19 protein-coding genes and 1 tRNA gene are annotated in these 16,988 nt (G+C 49.7%); 12 read left to right on the top strand and 8 right to left on the bottom strand.

The window, feature by feature from the left end; all coding sequences use genetic code 11:
• Positions 1-61 precede the first annotated feature (61 nt).
• Positions 62-973, bottom strand: coding sequence for a carbamate kinase (arcC, locus tag SPH27_RS12055; RefSeq protein ID WP_033144506.1), 912 nt, complete (start codon positions 971-973; stop codon positions 62-64).
• A 10-nt stretch (positions 974-983) separates the two neighbouring features.
• The gene (gene arcA / locus SPH27_RS12050) at positions 984-2,204 is read right to left on the bottom strand and encodes an arginine deiminase (RefSeq protein WP_029739276.1); all 1,221 of its coding nucleotides are present in this window, start codon (positions 2,202-2,204) and stop codon (positions 984-986) included.
• Between the two features lie 675 nt (positions 2,205-2,879).
• On the opposite strand from arcA, the gene SPH27_RS12045 reads away from it, so the two are divergent.
• On the top strand, positions 2,880-3,332 hold the full coding sequence (locus SPH27_RS12045; protein WP_182071986.1) for a YhcH/YjgK/YiaL family protein: 453 nt from the start codon (positions 2,880-2,882) through the stop codon (positions 3,330-3,332).
• 90 nt (positions 3,333-3,422) lie between these two features.
• Here SPH27_RS12045 and argF read toward each other — a convergent pair whose 3' ends face one another.
• Together argF and argL are read right to left on the bottom strand one after the other, a co-directional pair.
• Positions 3,423-4,427, bottom strand: a complete 1,005-nt coding sequence (argF, locus tag SPH27_RS12040) for an ornithine carbamoyltransferase (protein ID WP_182071987.1) — start codon at positions 4,425-4,427, stop codon at positions 3,423-3,425.
• On the bottom strand, positions 4,397-4,492 hold the full coding sequence (gene argL, locus SPH27_RS12035; RefSeq protein WP_213328991.1) for a putative translational regulatory protein ArgL: 96 nt from the start codon (positions 4,490-4,492) through the stop codon (positions 4,397-4,399). Before argL ends, argF begins: the two co-directional genes overlap by 31 nt.
• A gap of 99 nt (positions 4,493-4,591) precedes the next feature.
• Here argL and rraB point away from each other — a divergent pair, with 99 nt between their 5' ends.
• The 7 genes from rraB to SPH27_RS12000 all read left to right on the top strand — a co-directional run bounded on the left by rraB (position 4,592) and on the right by SPH27_RS12000 (position 11,585).
• Positions 4,592-5,017: a ribonuclease E inhibitor RraB gene (gene rraB / locus SPH27_RS12030; RefSeq protein WP_029739283.1), complete on the top strand. Its 426-nt coding sequence runs from the start codon at positions 4,592-4,594 to the stop codon at positions 5,015-5,017.
• Between the two features lie 46 nt (positions 5,018-5,063).
• Positions 5,064-5,822: a tRNA isopentenyl-2-thiomethyl-A-37 hydroxylase MiaE gene (miaE, locus tag SPH27_RS12025; RefSeq protein ID WP_003862942.1), complete on the top strand. Its 759-nt coding sequence runs from the start codon at positions 5,064-5,066 to the stop codon at positions 5,820-5,822.
• Positions 5,823-5,852: 30 nt separating this feature from the next.
• Entirely contained in the window at positions 5,853-6,575 is a 723-nt protein-coding gene (locus tag SPH27_RS12020) for a topoisomerase II (RefSeq protein ID WP_182071989.1), read from the top strand.
• A 106-nt stretch (positions 6,576-6,681) separates the two neighbouring features.
• Positions 6,682-6,766: transfer RNA gene (locus SPH27_RS12015), tRNA-Leu, on the top strand.
• Positions 6,767-6,928: 162 nt separating this feature from the next.
• Positions 6,929-8,182, top strand: a complete 1,254-nt coding sequence (locus tag SPH27_RS12010) for a tyrosine-type recombinase/integrase (protein WP_059385692.1) — start codon at positions 6,929-6,931, stop codon at positions 8,180-8,182.
• A gap of 31 nt (positions 8,183-8,213) precedes the next feature.
• Positions 8,214-10,301: a retron Eco8 family effector endonuclease gene (locus SPH27_RS12005; RefSeq protein WP_094916123.1), complete on the top strand. Its 2,088-nt coding sequence runs from the start codon at positions 8,214-8,216 to the stop codon at positions 10,299-10,301.
• A 177-nt stretch (positions 10,302-10,478) separates the two neighbouring features.
• Positions 10,479-11,585 carry a reverse transcriptase family protein gene (locus SPH27_RS12000; protein ID WP_182071991.1) on the top strand — a complete coding sequence of 369 codons (1,107 nt, stop codon included), beginning with the start codon at positions 10,479-10,481 and terminating at the stop codon, positions 11,583-11,585.
• A 63-nt stretch (positions 11,586-11,648) separates the two neighbouring features.
• On the opposite strand, the gene SPH27_RS11995 is transcribed toward SPH27_RS12000, so the two are convergent.
• The 4 genes from SPH27_RS11995 to SPH27_RS11980 form a co-directional block, all read right to left on the bottom strand.
• A complete protein-coding gene (locus tag SPH27_RS11995) occupies positions 11,649-12,428 on the bottom strand; it encodes a hypothetical protein (RefSeq protein WP_322435693.1) in 780 nt (259 codons plus the stop codon).
• A 614-nt stretch (positions 12,429-13,042) separates the two neighbouring features.
• The gene (locus SPH27_RS11990; RefSeq protein WP_181240940.1) at positions 13,043-13,861 is read right to left on the bottom strand and encodes a hypothetical protein; all 819 of its coding nucleotides are present in this window, start codon (positions 13,859-13,861) and stop codon (positions 13,043-13,045) included.
• 19 nt (positions 13,862-13,880) lie between these two features.
• On the bottom strand, positions 13,881-14,153 hold the full coding sequence (locus SPH27_RS11985) for an ogr/Delta-like zinc finger family protein (protein WP_059385953.1): 273 nt from the start codon (positions 14,151-14,153) through the stop codon (positions 13,881-13,883).
• Between the two features lies 1 nt (position 14,154).
• The gene (locus SPH27_RS11980) at positions 14,155-14,709 is read right to left on the bottom strand and encodes a phage polarity suppression protein (RefSeq protein WP_181240941.1); all 555 of its coding nucleotides are present in this window, start codon (positions 14,707-14,709) and stop codon (positions 14,155-14,157) included.
• Positions 14,710-15,628: 919 nt separating this feature from the next.
• On the opposite strand from SPH27_RS11980, the gene SPH27_RS11975 reads away from it, so the two are divergent.
• Genes SPH27_RS11975 through SPH27_RS11960 form a run of 4 tightly spaced genes read left to right on the top strand, consistent with a single transcriptional unit; the run spans position 15,629 to position 16,984 of the window.
• Positions 15,629-15,889, top strand: coding sequence for a helix-turn-helix transcriptional regulator (locus SPH27_RS11975; RefSeq protein ID WP_059385955.1), 261 nt, complete (start codon positions 15,629-15,631; stop codon positions 15,887-15,889).
• Positions 15,886-16,443, top strand: coding sequence for a host cell division inhibitor Icd-like protein (locus tag SPH27_RS11970; RefSeq protein WP_059385956.1), 558 nt, complete (start codon positions 15,886-15,888; stop codon positions 16,441-16,443). Before SPH27_RS11975 ends, SPH27_RS11970 begins: the two co-directional genes overlap by 4 nt.
• Entirely contained in the window at positions 16,440-16,661 is a 222-nt protein-coding gene (locus SPH27_RS11965) for a hypothetical protein (protein ID WP_059385957.1), read from the top strand. The genes SPH27_RS11970 and SPH27_RS11965 overlap by 4 nt, the downstream gene beginning before the upstream one ends.
• A complete protein-coding gene (locus SPH27_RS11960; RefSeq protein ID WP_181240937.1) occupies positions 16,661-16,984 on the top strand; it encodes a DUF5375 family protein in 324 nt (107 codons plus the stop codon). Before SPH27_RS11965 ends, SPH27_RS11960 begins: the two co-directional genes overlap by 1 nt.
• Positions 16,985-16,988: the final 4 nt, after the last annotated feature.

The following is a 16,988-nucleotide window of genomic DNA, read 5'->3' as shown; positions in this document are numbered from 1 at the left end:
GGAGAGGGTGTAATCGTCTCCTCTCCCTTAGGGAGAGGGTTAGGGTGAGGGGAGAGTGTGCTCAATTACGAATCAACGTGCCTTTCTCGCCCGCCAGGATCTCAGCGCCGTCGGCCAGCGCGCCGATCCCGGCAATGCCGTTGCAGGCTTCTACAAACTCGCGGCAGGCGGCCACTTTCGGCCCCATCGATCCGGCGTCGAACTGCATGCCTCTGAGCAGCTCCGGCGTCACCTGCGCCAGCGGGCGCTGGGTCGGCTTGCCCCAGTCGAGGTACACCGCGTCGGCATCGGTCAGGATCAGCAGGGCGTCGGCCTCGATCTGGCGCGCCAGCAGGGCGGCGGAGAGGTCTTTGTCGATCACCGCCTCAATGCCGCGATAGCCGTTGGCGTTCTCCACTACCGGCACGCCGCCGCCGCCGTTGCAGATCACCAGATGATCGCGCTGGATCAGCGCCGTGATGGCGTCGCTCTCGACGATGCGTTTCGGCTGCGGTGACGGCACCACGCGGCGGACGTAGCTCCCGTCGGCCTTGAACACCCAGCCTTTTTCCGCGGCGAGCGCTTTCGCCTGGGCTTCGCTGTACACCGGGCCGATGTATTTGGTCGGGTTGCTGAAGGCAGGGTCGGCAGCGTCCACTTCCACCTGCGTGAGCAGGACGCTCACCTCGCGCTGCGGCAGATTGTTTTTCAGCGCCTGCTGGAGCATGTAGCCGATCATTCCCTGGCTTTCGGCGCCGAGAACGTCCAGCGGGTAGGGCGTCACTTTGTCGTAGGCGCTGTTCTGCAGCGCCAGCAGCCCGACCTGCGGCCCGTTGCCGTGCACCAGCACCACGCGCCACTGTTCCGTCAGCCCGGCGATGGTGCGGGCGGCCTGCTCGATGTTCTGGCGCTGGATTTCAGCTTCCAGCGGCTCGCCGCGCTTGAGCAGCGCGTTGCCGCCCAGCGCAACAACCAGAGTGGGTTTTCGTTCCATGATGGCTCCTTTAAATTCCGTCGCGTTCCAGCGGGCAGCTCATGCAGCGCGCGCCGCCGCGGCCGCGTCCGAGCTCGTCGCCCGGGATAGGCAGCACGGTGATGCCCGCTTTGTCGTACTTCTCGTTGGTCCAGACGTTGCGCTCGTAGCCGATCACCACGCCCGGGCGGATGGTCAGCACGTTGTTGGCGTCGTTCCACTGCTCGCGTTCGGCTTCAAAGGCGTCGCCGCCGGTGGTGATCAGGCGCACCTGGTTAATGCCGAGCGCTTTCTCGATGGCGTGCAGCAAGTCGGTTTCCTGGGTGCGCAGCAGGCCGCCGCGTCCGTCCGGGGTGAGAGTCCAGCACTGGGCGTCCTTGCGCACCACTTCCGGGTAGACCGAGAAGGTGTCCACGTCGATGTGGGTCATCACGGTGTCGAGGTGCATGCAGGAGCGGTGTTTTGGCAGCTCAACGGCGATCACGCGCTCGGCCTGACGGTGTTTGAACAGGCTGTTGGCGAGGAACTCCACGCCCTGCGGCGTCGTGCGTTCTGACATGCCGATCAGCACCGCGCCGCGTCCAATAACCAATACGTCGCCGCCTTCTAGGGTGGCGTGGTCGTAATTAATATTCTCGTCGCCGAAATACTTAATAAAATCGCCGTCGGCAAACGCCGGGTGCCAGCGATATATTGCCCGCAGGTTATTGGTTTCACGCTGACGGGCCGGTTTCGCCATGGGGTTAATAGAGACGCCGTTATAAATCCAGCACGAGGTATCGCGGGTAAATAAATGGTTCGGCAGCGGCTTCATAATAAAATCATTCGCCGTGTGGGTATCCACCACCATATTTTTAATCGCCGCCGGAATTTCGCCGTAGGTTAATCCGCCGCTCAGTCTGCGCGCCAGTTCGCGGTGCGGCATATCCGCCAGCCAGCCGCGCACGTCGCCGGCAAAGGTGGGGCCGAGGCGATAGTCGGAGATTTGAGTATCCAGCAGCCAGGCTTTCGCTTCTGCAATATCAAGGGTTTGTGTCAAAAGGTCGGTCAACAGCAGGACTTCCACACCCTGCTCGCGCAGCGTGTTGGCGAAGATGTCATGCTCCTCACCCGCCCGCTCAACCGAGAGCACGTCATCGAAAAGCAGCTCCTGACAGTTCGATGGCGTTAAACGTTTCAGACTTAAATTAGGACGATGCAGCATAACGCTACGCAATTGACCAATTTCAGAACCGACGTAATGCTTTTCCATAATTATTCCTTTAACTGTTTTTCAGAATAAAAAGGGCATGCGCCATGTGATGTGTTTAATTTCATGGCGGCTAAGCTCAATTGATTTCGTGATTCATACTAGGCAGTTAAATAATCCGTATTGTGATATTGCTCACGCGAAACCGGATATTTAGCTGTTTGTTTTCATTTGCATGATTCGCATCAGATAATGATTAATTTCATATTATTGAGGGGTGAATAGCTAAGCATGATCTGCTGGCATTATTTGAGGTTGTTATTATTTTGTAGATTTTAATCGTTTGAAATAAGTTGTTATGTGTCTGATTTTAAATGATAAATATTATAAGCAAGAATGGCTATGCAATTAACGTAATTAACTATTTTTGACTTAAGAAAAATCAATAAATAATTATGGTTTTTTAGAGCAAATTATCAAAACAGTAAAGTGTGAGACGGCAACGAGTTTTGTTAATAAGAGAGCATGATCAAGAGGTTAGAACAGCCGTCCGATAAGCGTTGATCGAGGTTATGCATAACCCCTGCATAATTGCCTGGGCAGGATTAACAGTGGGTTAACACCTTTCCCGATAAACATGCGCTCGCGCAAACCTCTTCAAAAAAGGGCTGGTATGGCAGTCTTAACTCTCGTATAAAAGATAAAAATGAAACGTTGTTTTACGTAGAGGAATTTCACATGATTATCGGCAACATCCACCATCTGCAGCCCTGGCTGCCTGACGAGTTGCGCAAGGCGATTGAGCACGTTAAAGCCCACGTCACCGACGCCACGCCGCTCGGGAAACACGACATCAACGGCAGCAGCCTGTTTTATCTGGTCTCGGAAGACATGACCCAGCCGTTCGCCGGGCGCCGCGCCGAGTACCACGCGCGCTATCTGGACATCCAGATTATTATGAAGGGCCAGGAAGGGATGACCTTCAGCACCCTGCCGCACGGTACGCCGGACACCGACTGGCTGGCGGACAAAGACATCGCGTTCCTGCCGGAAGGCGAGCAGGAGAAAACAGTGGTGCTGAGCGAAGGGGATTTTGTGGTGTTCTGGCCGGGCGAAGTGCATAAGCCGCTGTGCGCGGTGGGGGCACCGGCGCAGGTCAGGAAAGTGGTTATTAAAATGCTGGTTGAGTAATTTCCCCTCATTACAGGGGAGAGGGTGTAAAAGTTCCCTCTCCCTGTGGGAGAGGGCCGGGATGAGGGCATCAGACCGCAGAAGAGTCCATCACTCCCCAAGCGTCGCCACCATCACCGCCTTAATCGTATGCATCCGGTTTTCCGCCTGGTCGAACACGATGCTCGCCGCCGACTCAAACACCTCGTCCGTCACTTCCATCCCGCCGTGCAGATCGAACTCTTTCGCCATTTGCTTGCCGAGGGTGGTCTGGTCGTCATGGAACGCCGGCAGACAGTGCAGGAACTTCACGTTCGGGTTGCCGGTCAGCACCATCATCTGCGCATTCACCTGATACCCGCGCAGCAGCGCAATCCGCTCCGCCCACTTCTCTTTGGCTTCGCCCATCGACACCCACACGTCGGTATAGATAAAGTCCGCGCCCTTCACGCCCGCCGCCACGTCTTCCGTCAGCGTGATCTTCCCGCCGTGCTTCTCCGCCAGCGCGCTGCACTCCGCCACCAGGCTCTCTTCCGGCCAGCAGGCTTTCGGGGCCACCAGGCGCAGATCCAGCCCGGTCAGCGCCGCCGCTTCCAGCATCGAGTTGCCCATGTTGTTGCGCGCGTCGCCCGCGTAGACCAGCGTCATCTCGTTAAACGCCTTGCCAGGCAGGTGCTCCTGCATGGTCAGCAGGTCCGCCAGCAGCTGCGTCGGGTGGAACTCGTTGGTCAGCCCGTTCCACACCGGCACGCCCGCGTACTGCGCCAGCGTTTCGACCACTTCCTGGCCGTGGCCGCGATACTGAATGCCGTCGTACATCCGCCCGAGAACCCGCGCGGTATCCTTAATTGACTCTTTATGCCCAATCTGGCTGCCGCTCGGCCCTAAATACGTGACGCGCGCGCCCTGGTCAAATGCGGCAACTTCGAAAGAGCAACGTGTACGGGTCGAGTCTTTTTCGAAGATGAGCGCGATGTTTTTACCGGTAAGCTTCTGTACTTCCTTGCCATTTTTTTTATCGGCTTTGAGCTGTGCGGCAAGGGTCAGCAGAGAAGTGAACTGTGCAGGGGTAAAGTCGAGCAGTTTCAGAAAGTGTTTCTTGTATAAATCGGACATTTTATCCTCGCATGGCGAACGCCACTTATTGAATTAAAATTCACTTTATATGTGTAATTATTCATTTGCAACCCCGTTTCACAATTCTTTCTTACAAAGGTGGAGGCAAACCCGTCCGTGTGTGAAAATAGAAGTATCTGCCGCACTTTAAAGAGGATTGAGCCATGGCAAACCCGGAACACCTGGAAGAGCAACGCGAAGAGACGCGTCTGATTATTGAAGAACTGCTGGAAGACGGTAGCGATCCGGACGCGCTGTACACCATCGAGCACCATTTCTCTGCGGATGATTTCGACGCCCTGGAAAAACTGGCCGTGGAAGCCTTCAAGCTGGGTTACGAAGTGACCGAGCCGGAAGAGCTGGAAGTGGAAGAGGGCGACACCGTCATCTGCTGCGACATCCTGAGCGAGGGCGCGCTGAAGGCAGAGCTTATCGACGCGCAGGTAGAACAGCTGATGAACCTGGCCGAGAAGTTTGAAGTGGAATACGACGGCTGGGGAACCTACTTCGAAGATCCGAACGGTGAAGACGGCGAAGAAGGCGACGACGAAGATTACGTCGACGAAGACGACGACGGCGTGCGTCACTAAGCGTTTCAGGCGGTGGCGCTCGCCACCGCTTTTTCAAGGCAGAACCATGGATTACCCGCAGATACTCGCCCCCGTACTCAACTTCCTCCAGTGCCCGACCCCGCAAGCATGGATTGATAAAGCCCGCGACCCGGCGAACCTGCCGCTGCTGCTCACCGACCACATGGTGTGCGAGCTCAAGGCCGCCCAGACCGCGCTGCTGCTGGTGCGTAAATACGTCGCCGACGAAAGCGGTGCCGACGCGCTGCTCGACTGGCTCAAGCCCTACGAACAGTTCACCTTCCGCGACGGCCCGGAGCCCGACTTCATCGCCCTGCACAGGCAGATTGGCAAAAGCGTGATGCCCAAAACCGACGACCCGTGGGGCCAGGCGCTCATCGACAGCATGGTGCTCCTGATTAAAGAGGAGCTGCACCACTTCTGGCAGGTGCGCGAGGCGATGCTGGCCCGCGACATTCCGTACGTCAAAATCACCGCCAGCCGCTACGCCAAAGGGATGCTGAAGGAAGTGCGCACCCACGAACCGCTGACGCTGATCGACAAGCTCATCTGCGGCGCCTACATCGAAGCCCGCTCCTGCGAACGCTTCGCCGCGCTGGCCCCGTTCCTCGACGACGACCTGCAGAAGTTCTATCTCTCGCTGCTGCGCTCGGAAGCGCGCCATTATCAGGACTACCTGACGCTGGCCCAGCAGGTGAGCGACGACGATATCTCACCGCGCATAAAGCTTTTTGGCGAAATTGAAGCCACACTTATCTCGACACCGGACAACGAGTTTCGCTTCCACAGCGGCGTACCGGTGTAAACCGGCACAACTCAAGGATAAGGATGCGAGATGAATAAAACGTGGACCCGTACCGCGATGGTTGTTGTGGTGGCCGCCGCCGTGGCGTTCTGGGTGTTCTTCGACAGGCAGCGCGCTCCGGAACGGCAAATGGATTCCGCCCTTAACGCGATGCCCGCCTGGCAGGTGATTAAGGAGCAGGAGCCCGCGCTGCATCAGCGCATCCTCGACCAGATGGCCGCCCTGCAAAAAGCGGGCGAGCCGGAGCAGCAGATTATCGACACCATCCAGCCGCAGATCCTGCATCTGCAGATGTCGCGCCTGCAAAACGCCCCGGACGCTAACGTGGTGAACTACATGACCATCAACATGGAGCATACCGCCGCCATCCAGAAGGTGAGCGACGACGCCTGCTTCCGCTTCCTCTACCCGACGGTGAAGGGCGGCGTGAACCCGATGCGCATGCTGGATAAAGACCTGATGGCGCGGCGCATGCAGGCCGACGCCGACATGATGCGCGCGGCCTACGGCAAAAACCGCCACACCGTGACCCCGGCCGAACGCGAGGCGGCCGTCGAGGACGTGCGACCGATTATGAAGGCACTTGCCGATAAGTACGGCGAGGACATCCAGCTGCTGCAGATGCCGGAGAAAGCGGCGGGCAAAGAGAAGCTTTCCTGCGATATGGTGCAGGAGATGTGGGCCAAGGTGCTGTCGCTGCCGGAGAAGAAGGCGGCGGGGGTGATTCGTCTGGCGGTGTCCGAGCTGGAGTGACGAAGGGCGCTGGTTTTTTGGGCACTTAGCGCGGGTTTAGCGCGTCGTCGCTTGCATGGCGGCGCGCGACAGGTATAATCCACAACGTTTCCGCATCCCCTTCAGTGCCGAAGTGGCGAAATCGGTAGACGCAGTTGATTCAAAATCAACCGTAGAAATACGTGCCGGTTCGAGTCCGGCCTTCGGCACCATTAGTACTTCCAAGAACATCCGACAAAGTCCAATTATCCCTTAAAAATCAGTGCTTGCAGCGATTTTACGTCCTGAGTTGTACGAGGTTGTCCGTTGAAATCCGGATGTCATTGGGGGCATAATTGGGGGCATCTTAACTTCGATTAGAAATGTGCCCCCAAATGAAGCTCAACGCCAGACAGGTCGAGACCGCAAAGCCAAAAGACAAAACCTACAAAATGGCCGATGGCGGCGGTTTGTATCTCGAGGTTTCGGCCAAGGGCTCTAAATATTGGCGCATGAAATACCGACGCCCCTCTGACAAAAAAGAGGATCGCCTCGCTTTTGGTGTTTGGCCTACGGTAACGCTTGCTCAGGCACGAGCAAAGCGTGATGAAGCTAAAAAAATGCTAGTGCAGGGCATTGACCCTAAAGCTGAACAGAAAGAAGCTCAGGCAGAGAATTCGGGGGCATATACTTTCGAAATCATTGCCCGCGAATGGCATGAAAGTAACAAGCGCTGGAGTGAAGACCATCGATCGCGCGTTCTTCGCTATCTTGAGCTTTATATCTTCCCTCATATCGGTTCGTCCGACATTCGCCAGCTCAAAACCAGTCACCTGTTAGCCCCGATTAAAAAAGTTGATGCCAGTGGTAAGCATGACGTAGCTCAGCGCTTGCAACAGCGCGTCACGGCTATTATGCGTTATGCAGTACAGAACGATTACATCGACTCTAATCCAGCCAGTGACATGGCCGGGGCGTTATCGACAACTAAGGCGCGACATTATCCCGCTTTACCCTCCAGCCGGTTCCCTGAGTTTCTTGCTCGTCTTGCTGCATATCGTGGCCGTGTAATGACACGGATCGCAGTCGAGCTTTCCTTACTAACTTTCGTGCGCTCCAGTGAGTTACGCTTCGCGCGTTGGAATGAGTTCGACTTTGATAAATCTCTCTGGCGCGTACCAGCAAAACGAGAAGAAATTAAAGGCGTGCGTTACTCGTACCGTGGCATGAAGATGAAAGAGGAGCATATTGTTCCGCTTAGTCGGCAGGCGGTGATTTTGTTGGATCAGTTAAAGCAGATTAGTGGTGATAAAGAGCTGCTTTTTCCGGGTGATCATGACGCAACTAAAGTTATGAGCGAAAACACAGTAAACAGCGCATTACGTGCGATGGGATACGACACGAAAACCGAGGTCTGCGGGCATGGATTCAGGACGATGGCGCGTGGTGCGCTAGGTGAATCAGGATTATGGAGTGAGGATGCAATAGAGCGACAATTAAGTCATTCGGAACGTAATAACGTGCGTGCTGCATATATTCATACTTCCGAGCATTTAGACGAGCGTCGCCTGATGGTACAATGGTGGGCGGACTATCTGGAAGAGAATACACATAACTATATAACACCTTATGATTTCGCTAAAAATTAATTATTTTCTCAGTGCATGCGAAGGAGAGTAGATGAGCATTAAATCAATCAGGATTGAAAATTTATTATCTTATGATACGTTAATAATAAATAATATTAAAGATTTAAATTGTGTAATTGGGAAAAATAATGTAGGTAAAAGCAATTTATTAAAACTATTGTCCTTTTTTTACAAAAAAATCGATAATATTAAATGCATACCTCCTGAGTTACACTCAAATTATAGTAGTCATGGAAGTATTTCAATACAATATGATTTAACAAGAATTAAAAATATAGTAACTTCAAAAAGAAAAGGAAAAACAGATTTTTTTAAACATATATACAACACCTTTTTTAAAGGTTCACCAATGGGGGTTGAGAAAGATTTTTTCACTAACAGAATCAATGACACAACTTTTACGCTTAAATTGACAATCCATAGTAATAATGCATTTTCTTGGTCAACCAAAAATAATTCTGAAATAGATTTGATTGGCTATTTATTTCCATTTTTTGAAATAGAAACTAGGCATATAAATTTGTATGATTGGGATAAGTTATGGGATCTAATTAGCAGATTGAAGTCGTTCAAAGTAGATGGGGTTAAAAAAGAAGAAATTATTGATTTCTTGAATGAAAAAATCTCTCCTAATAGTAATGCATATAAGGATTTCACCTCTAAAATTCAGGATATAACAAAGGTATCATCCTATAGCTATAGAGAGAGGGTATTAAACTATGTAAAAATTGGGTTAAATGGTCAAACGTTTAATGTTGGCGGTAAAGACCTTACTACTCAATCGGATGGAACAAATTCTTTAGAATATTTATCACTTTTCTTAAAGCTTTTAGTTTCTTTAACTCGGAGAGAATACATTTCACCAATAGTTTATATTGATGAGCCTGAAATTGGGCTTCATCCTAAGGCGAATGAAAAACTAATCTATGAGCTTTATCAATCTTATGAATCTTTCAAAAAAACAAAAGAATCCTTTGAAAAGGGTAAATATGCAACTCCGTTGCCAAAAATTTTTATCGCAACCCATTCAGCAAATATAGCCAAACATATTATCAAATATTTTAAAGATAATCATCAGATACTTCATTTTAGGATTGAAGAAAATCATACTCGCGTTGGTGTAATGAAGTCTACATATGAAGATAGGCGTTTTTTAAATATCTTTAATGATAATGAAGCAAGATTATTTTTTAGTGATATTATCTTATTTGTTGAAGGCGATACTGAACTGGAAGCGTTCTCAAACTTTTCACTTTCTAAAAAATATCCTCACATGAATAATGTGGAACTTTATCAGGCAGGATCAAATGTATATCTTGAAAATTTAAATCCGAACAGATCAAAATTATCAATTCCGTATTTTTACCTATTTGATAGAGACAAAACGTTACAATACGAGGTTACTAAGCGGCAGTGTAAAGTAATGCTTCAGGGAAATGGGGGGTTATTCAGTTTAAAACCTGAGAAATTAGACTCTGAAATAGAATACTATATGAAGGGATATAGTTCTGAATACAGGGTTCAAGTTTCAATCTTGAATGATATTAAATCTTCAGAAGGAAAGGTTCTATCTTTTAATAATAAAACGTTAGACTTTGATAATATCAGTAAAGCATATGTGAATAAACTTGTTGATAATATAGATAGTTATTTATCAAATAAGAATATTATAGTGTTAAGTAGCACTTTTGAAGAGTGCTTAATAAATGAGAATTCGCTTCCATTGTTTTTACTTTGGCTTCATCATTCCAATGGTATAGATGTCGATAACATACTTAAAAACTTAGAGGGGCTAACATATTTCAATTACAGAACTCTTGCTACTTATTTACGGTTGATTTTTAATGGAAAGGCAACAACTGGTTTAGTCTATAAACATCTAAAAAACAAAGACTTTAAACTTGGGCAGCGTTTATTAAATATTGTCGAAAGAGAAATTCAGAAGAAGTGTTTTTATACGGGGAAAACTGGTGGATGGGTCACTTCATTTCTTGATTTCGCTATAGCCCATCTTGAATTGGAAGCAGCAAAAACATCTACATCGTTTGATAGTAAATTTTCTTTAATTTTCCCAGAGTTTTATAGTATGATAGATAAGCTTCGTCTCGATAGAGGGTAAGGGGCCATGAAAATGGTTCAAGATCTGATTCGTCAGACTTGACTAGCCCTAATAAAGACCAGTTCCTCCTACGATGTTATGATTATCTTGGATGAGCTTTTAGTTTCACTGCCCGTGAAAAGTTGTTCTTGGTATCGGGACGAAGCACATTTTATACATTATTAGGTTGCTACTATAATGCATATTATCGATAAAAATTTGTTCAAAACTCAAATTGCACCAAAGGATCTTTTGGAGGATGATGTCATTCCATCGATTCCATATTCTAGCGTGCTCGAAAAAAAGATAAAAAAAAGATACATATATGCTTTAAAAAATAAATCCCCTGCATTGCTTGCTCAGCGAAATTTAATTGAAGTGTTGTTACGAAGAATTGATTTAAATGATAGTGTAGTAGGTTTTAGGAAGGGCGCCTGCTATTTGAATTTTCTTGAGCCTCACTCGAATAACTATCACTTCCTTCGTTTTGATATAAAAAACTTCTTCCATTCAATTGACGAAAAGTTGTTGAGGGATTGCTTTTCATCATATTTTAAAGACGAGTGTATTGACCCCAAAAATAAGCAAAAATTAATTTCATCATTCCTCAATTTGATATTGTTTCATGTCGGCAGTTCCTTTGGGAATGATGATGATAAAGGAAAAAGAATTTTACCTGTTGGCTTTCCTGCGTCTCCGTTCGTATCAAATATTTTTCTTCGTAAAATTGACATAATTATCCAAAGAACATGTGCGCTGTATAATATAACATATACTAGATATGCCGATGATATGCTATTTTCATCCTCTCGCGCTGACAAGTACATTCATTCGGATTCTTTTGAGCATGAAATTAAAGTGATTCTTTCATCACATAAATTAAAGGTAAATGAGAAAAAAATCGTTAAGGCGAAGCATAGGATATCTCTAAATGGATATGTTATCCAATCCTCTTCATTGACAAATAGGAAGAATGTTAACGATATAAGTGGTGTTTTTATTTCAAACAAGAAGATAATAAAGTTAAAAAAAATCATCCATGAATTTAATAAAAAGCCAGTAGATTACACTAAAATCATGGAGGGGATTTTTAGGGAGAAAATAAAGCCTGATAATTTTGCTTTCCCGATAACTAGAGCGTTTAAACAAAAATTTTATAAAACCCAGGTTCGTAATAAGCTTTGCGGCTATCGTGCTTATTTAATATCGTTCATAAAGTTTAACCTCAGATATGATTGCATTCCTGATGAGAAAATAGAGTCATATTCAAAAATGATTGATGAAATTGACGCTATTATTAAGTGATAGTTGGTTGAGGGATATTTTTGCACTGTAAGATGACTTTATCAATATAGTTTTGCGCAATACTTACGCCAGCACGCCAGCACGCCAGCACGCCAGCACGCCAGCACGCCAGCACGCCAGCACGCCAGCACGCCAGCACGCCAGCACGCCAGCACGCCAGCACGCCAGCACGCCAGCACGCCAGCACGCCAGCACGCCAGCACGCCAGCACGCCAGCACGCCAGCACGCCAGCACGCCAGCACGCCAGCACGCCAGCACGCCAGCACGCCAGCACGCCAGCACGCCAGCACGCCAGCACGCCAGCACGCCAGCACGCCAGCACGCCAGCACGCCAGCACGCCAGCACGCCAGCACGCCAGCACGCCAGCACGCCAGCACGCCAGCACGCCAGCACGCCAGCACGCCAGCACGCCAGCACGCCAGCACGCCAGCACGCCAGCACGCCAGCACGCCAGCACGCCAGCACGCCAGCACGCCAGCACGCCAGCACGCCAGCACGCCAGCACGCCAGCACGCCAGCACGCCAGCACGCCAGCACGCCAGCACGCCAGCACGCCAGCACGCCAGCACGCCAGCACGCCAGCACGCCAGCACGCCAGCACGCCAGCACGCCAGCACGCCAGCACGCCAGCACGCCAGCACGCCAGCACGCCAGCACGCCAGCACGCCAGCACGCCAGCACGCCAGCACGCCAGCACGCCAGCACGCCAGCACGCCAGCACGCCAGCACGCCAGCACGCCAGCACGCCAGCACGCCAGCACGCCAGCACGCCAGCACGCCAGCACGCCAGCACGCCAGCACGCCAGCACGCCAGCACGCCAGCACGCCAGCACGCCAGCACGCAGGGGGCACTTTTAATACAGGTGTAATGGTGTTCTCAGGCTGCCCCAAGACTGGCGCTGTAGTGCAGGGACGGGAAAACGCATGTAAAACCATGCCCCCTTTGGATGCATGGCTTAATTGAGGGAAATAACTGGATTTATATAGGTTGTTTGACGGGCTGCTGCACGGTCAGCGTGGCGACGGAGATAAATCCCGCTCTGTTTAGTGGTGATTTTGTCACCATTATTAACTCACTAAGCAGCAACAGGCCTGAAATGCTTTCTGCCGCGTAATTCTGCTCTGGCCAGCTGCTCTTCACCCTAGTAACTTGCGTTTCGACAGCGCCCCAAAGCGGTGAGATTTACCCCTATCTTGACCCTGTCGGCTCCTCGGGATTTGAATGATCAACACCATTTAATCCCACAGCGCGCACTCGTAGCCCCGCCACGCCTGCCCGCTTTATGGAGTGGTTTTCATGCAGTTGCATGATAGGCTCTTAACCGCGCCTAATCTGGCCTGAGAAGTAAAAATGCAAGTGCATATAGTCATGCGATTTCATGCAGTATAGGCATGCACTCATGCTACAGACATCAAAAAACCCGGCACTGGCCGGGCTTAAGTGAGCTTTTCTGTTCAGGTCAGAACAGCTTTCTTTTTTTTTCTGTCGTCATGTGATCCTGATACCGGTGCTGAACCGATCAGACTCATCACGTCGTCCCGGAATCTCAACGGCAATATTTCATTCGTCCACTTCAGCATTAGATTCAGGATAAATTCACGATACAACGTATCTGCATCATTTGTCCCTTCAATAATGCCCGGTATATGCGCTGAGCTATTCCGCTCAAACTGTCTGTACTTCATCCTGAGCAGGCTGCTCAATTCGGCACCGTGGAAAATAAAAAAATCTCGTAAAAGCTCATCGATACGCTCCTCAGTGATGCCATGATGGCAGTTTATATAGACGTTTGCCTTACGCGCGGTCGCTGCAGCCAGTACCGGCAGCTGCTCTTCTTTTTCAGTAATCAGCCCGGCCAGTTCTGTGGCTGTTTCCTGTTGTTCCAGATACTCAGCCCGGAGAGCTTTCATCTCCGGCGTTACGATGCCGCCGCTCTGGTTAAGCAATTCCCTGAACTGCGCCCGATTGTCTTTGCTGACCTGCTCAGTTTCGGTCTGATGCTGGCGCAGAGCCCGAAGGTTCTCAATGGCTGCTTCTTCGGCCTGTCTGGCCTCCACCCAGGTCTGCATTTTTTGGTAAAGGTCGATAATTCGGGACTGCCATTCCGAGGAAAGGCTTTTTGTCAGTTTTTCCGTCTCGCGGGCTATTTCATTTGCAGGCAATCTCATGAGCCAATCCGCATCCTGAAGCGGTTTTTTTGCCCTCGCGAGAAGTGTTACTACATGTCCGGTTGCGGCCTGAATCTGGTTTTCCGTCAATTGTTGTTCTGTCATATCGTTGTTCCTCCTCATTTTATTGTGCATGACGGTCTTTAAGGGTACAGGCTGAACCGTAGCGGCCCAGTGTATGCGGCTGACGTACAAGAGAATCGCTCTGTGATTCAGGCTCAGGCGCCGCTGGTTTATGGGGCTTCATAATTATCGTGTCCACACTTTCCAGGGCAGTAAATGTGCAGGAGCATTCAAGATTCTGGCACTGATACCATGAGCGTTTAACCGATGGAGCTTCATATGCGCTGGTTCTGGCGTGTGCGACCGTGCCACATTCAGGACACTTCAGGGCCATATCAATACCCTCCTTTTTCATTAAGCCTGTTGAGGCGGGCCAGGAAAACTTTATGTTTTGCCGGAGTGAAAGTGGCTGAAGCATCAGCTCGCATTGATGCATCCACCGTTAATCCGGTTTCGTCGATAACGCTCTTATATGCTGCTGAAATTACAGGAGTACGGATTTCGGTTTGTCGGACTACAGCGGTGCGTAATATTTTCATTGCCGCCTCAAGCCCGTATGGTGCGCAAAGAAAAGGAGCCAGAGCGTCAGTGAGTGCATCACCATGCTCGCTCATGAAGTTTTCAGCTGCGCTTGTAACACAGCTTTCCAGCACAATCTGGTGAGCATAAAGACCATCCCGGGCGGCACAGTTAATTTGCCATTCGAGGAGTGCAAGGCGCTCACGAAGATTTTCAAGCTGGCTGGCATATGCTGCCGGTTTTTCTTCAGTATCCAGAAGAGCCGCCAAACGAAGCTGGCTGGTACTTTGCACATTACGTAGTGTCAGCCAGCTTTTTATCGCCGCGCGGTAATCGTTAAGAGCTTCCTGATTAATGGTTCCGGTAGTCATGTCAGCACCTGGTGGTTTGTCGTGTTGTCAATTGTGCTGTCATGCATACAAAGCTGCCATTGAACGCCATTGTGCGAGCGACTAGACAAAGACTTCTTTTTGGCTAGCCAAGAAAGGTCTCGCTTAGCTGAGTTTGTTTCAGACTTACTTTAACTATTCACTACTATTCACTTAGATAAAATAATAGATAATACAGTAAGTTAAAAAGTGAAGGGGTGGCAAAGCAGTATTCATCGACTGTTCATAACTGTTCACATGGAATAAAATCATTTATAGTATTTTTTCATAATGGATGGCTGTTTTATTCCTCATGGGTATTCATTTTTTGCTCCCCACCACTATTCACCCTTATTCAGTAGTATTCAACAGGCACATAAACAGACTGCATCTTTTGGCTGGAAAATAACATTTTTGCCTCTTGCCATGGTGTTGCATTTCATACTGATTTTTATAAAACTAGAGCTGTCCGGTTCTGTATGGATTCATTTTTGATATATTTTAAGATTTAAGGTGGAGTTATTTAACATCAAGTTTTTTATGCAGGCCAAAATTTTATACATTGGATGCGTTTCGTGAATATGTCCGTATGTAGGGACCTGCAATGCAAGGCCCCGTATAGTATTTATGCAGCATTGCTGTATGAACTCCGGAGGCAGCAGCATTACGTGCAATGACTCATGGGGTTAGTAAACCATTAGATGAATGGTAGTTCCTATTAATGCTCCTGTATTTATAGCCCGCAGGCATAGTGTTTATTATGTCATTTTATAAGGTTTGATCGGATTTTAAGTTCCATAAAATCAATACGTGACGCTAAATAAATAATGCGTGCGCAAGCAAGCTATATACACATAATAAGGAACTACCTGAATCCGTATGAATTTATCCGGACTTTTGTTGAAATTAAGAGGGTAGACAAATGCATAATATTTCTGTTTCTGCGCCAGCTCCGGCTGCGCCATTATTTCCTATTCCGAACCAGCATGAGCGTTTTTTACGCCTGCCTGAGGTGATGCACTTATGCGGGTTGTCTCGCTCGACCATTTACGATCTGATCAGCCGCGATGCGTTTCCGAAGCAGATCCCGCTTGGCGGAAAAAATGTCGCCTGGGCACAGTCTGAGGTCAGCGCATGGATGGCGGACCGTATCAGCGCCCGTGGGCGGGGATGTGATGCATGATGATACCTGAACACATTAAATACCTTTTCTCAGGCTTGCTTACTGTCGCCATTTCTATGTATAGTCTTTCCGCTGTCGCAAAATCGGCAGCCGGAATTGGCGTTCCGCGAAACTCAATGGCGACACCAGACGCGCCAGGCGTCTTTTTTTTCGTCGTAGCTCAGGCACACCCATTTTCCGGGCTGTGGTGTTTATGTGTACACCGTGGTTCTATCGTGATAATGGCAGTCCGGGCGGGGCAGCCTTCGGGCTGGCCGGTATCCATTGAGGCCGGTTACGCCAACCCCGTTCGGGCTGCCACCAGTGAAATTGGCGTTTCCGGTGGTAGCAATAACCGCCACTCAATGGAGGCTGCCATAATGGCTACAATCCTCACCTCGTCACACCCGAAATATGTCTTTGTGTTTGCCGCAATCCGCCGTGCAGACACTCAACCTCGCATTTGTATGCTCCGCACTGTGGCCTGCGATGAGCGTTCCGCACGCCTTTCGTTGGTTCGTGATTATGTGCTCTCCCTTTCTGCACGCCTGCCTGCCAAAGAGGTGACACTATGAACCAGTTTGAGATCTCCTACGACGATATTGTAAGGCTGAAACATTTACGCAATGTGGGTGAATATGTCACTGGCATGGCAGCCCTGCAGGACTGTTATGAACAGCCAGCGGGGGCCCAATGTGAACAACTGGTTTCCCTCATCTATCTGATGACAGAGCAGTTGGATGGTGTGGTGCAGCGCTGCCATGACGACCTGATGAATGCGGAGGTGGCCTGATGCAATCCTGTGAATCTCATCTGGCACTTCGCGCCGCTCTGTATCGACGTGCCGTAGCTTGTGCCTGGCTGACTCTCAGCAGTCAGCGGGAACGTTATTCCGGCCTGACACTCGCTGAACTTGAAGATGCCATCGCCCGCGAGCTGGAAGGGTTCTATCTGCGCCAGCATGGGCAGCAAAGGGGACTGGAAATTGCCTGCGCGTTGCTTTCGGATCTAATGGAGTCGGGGCCGCTTAAGGCCTGTCCGGTTCTCTCACTGCTCGGAGTGACGGTAATGGATGAACTTTGCTCCCATCACCTCAATAAACCAGCGCTGCATTAAGGAG

It is taken from the genome of Enterobacter sp. A103 (assembly GCF_034427535.1).
Taxonomy (GTDB): domain Bacteria; phylum Pseudomonadota; class Gammaproteobacteria; order Enterobacterales; family Enterobacteriaceae; genus Enterobacter; species Enterobacter asburiae_B.
Note: the sequence above shows the minus strand (reverse complement) of the source record. Positions and strands in the feature narration are given on the sequence as shown.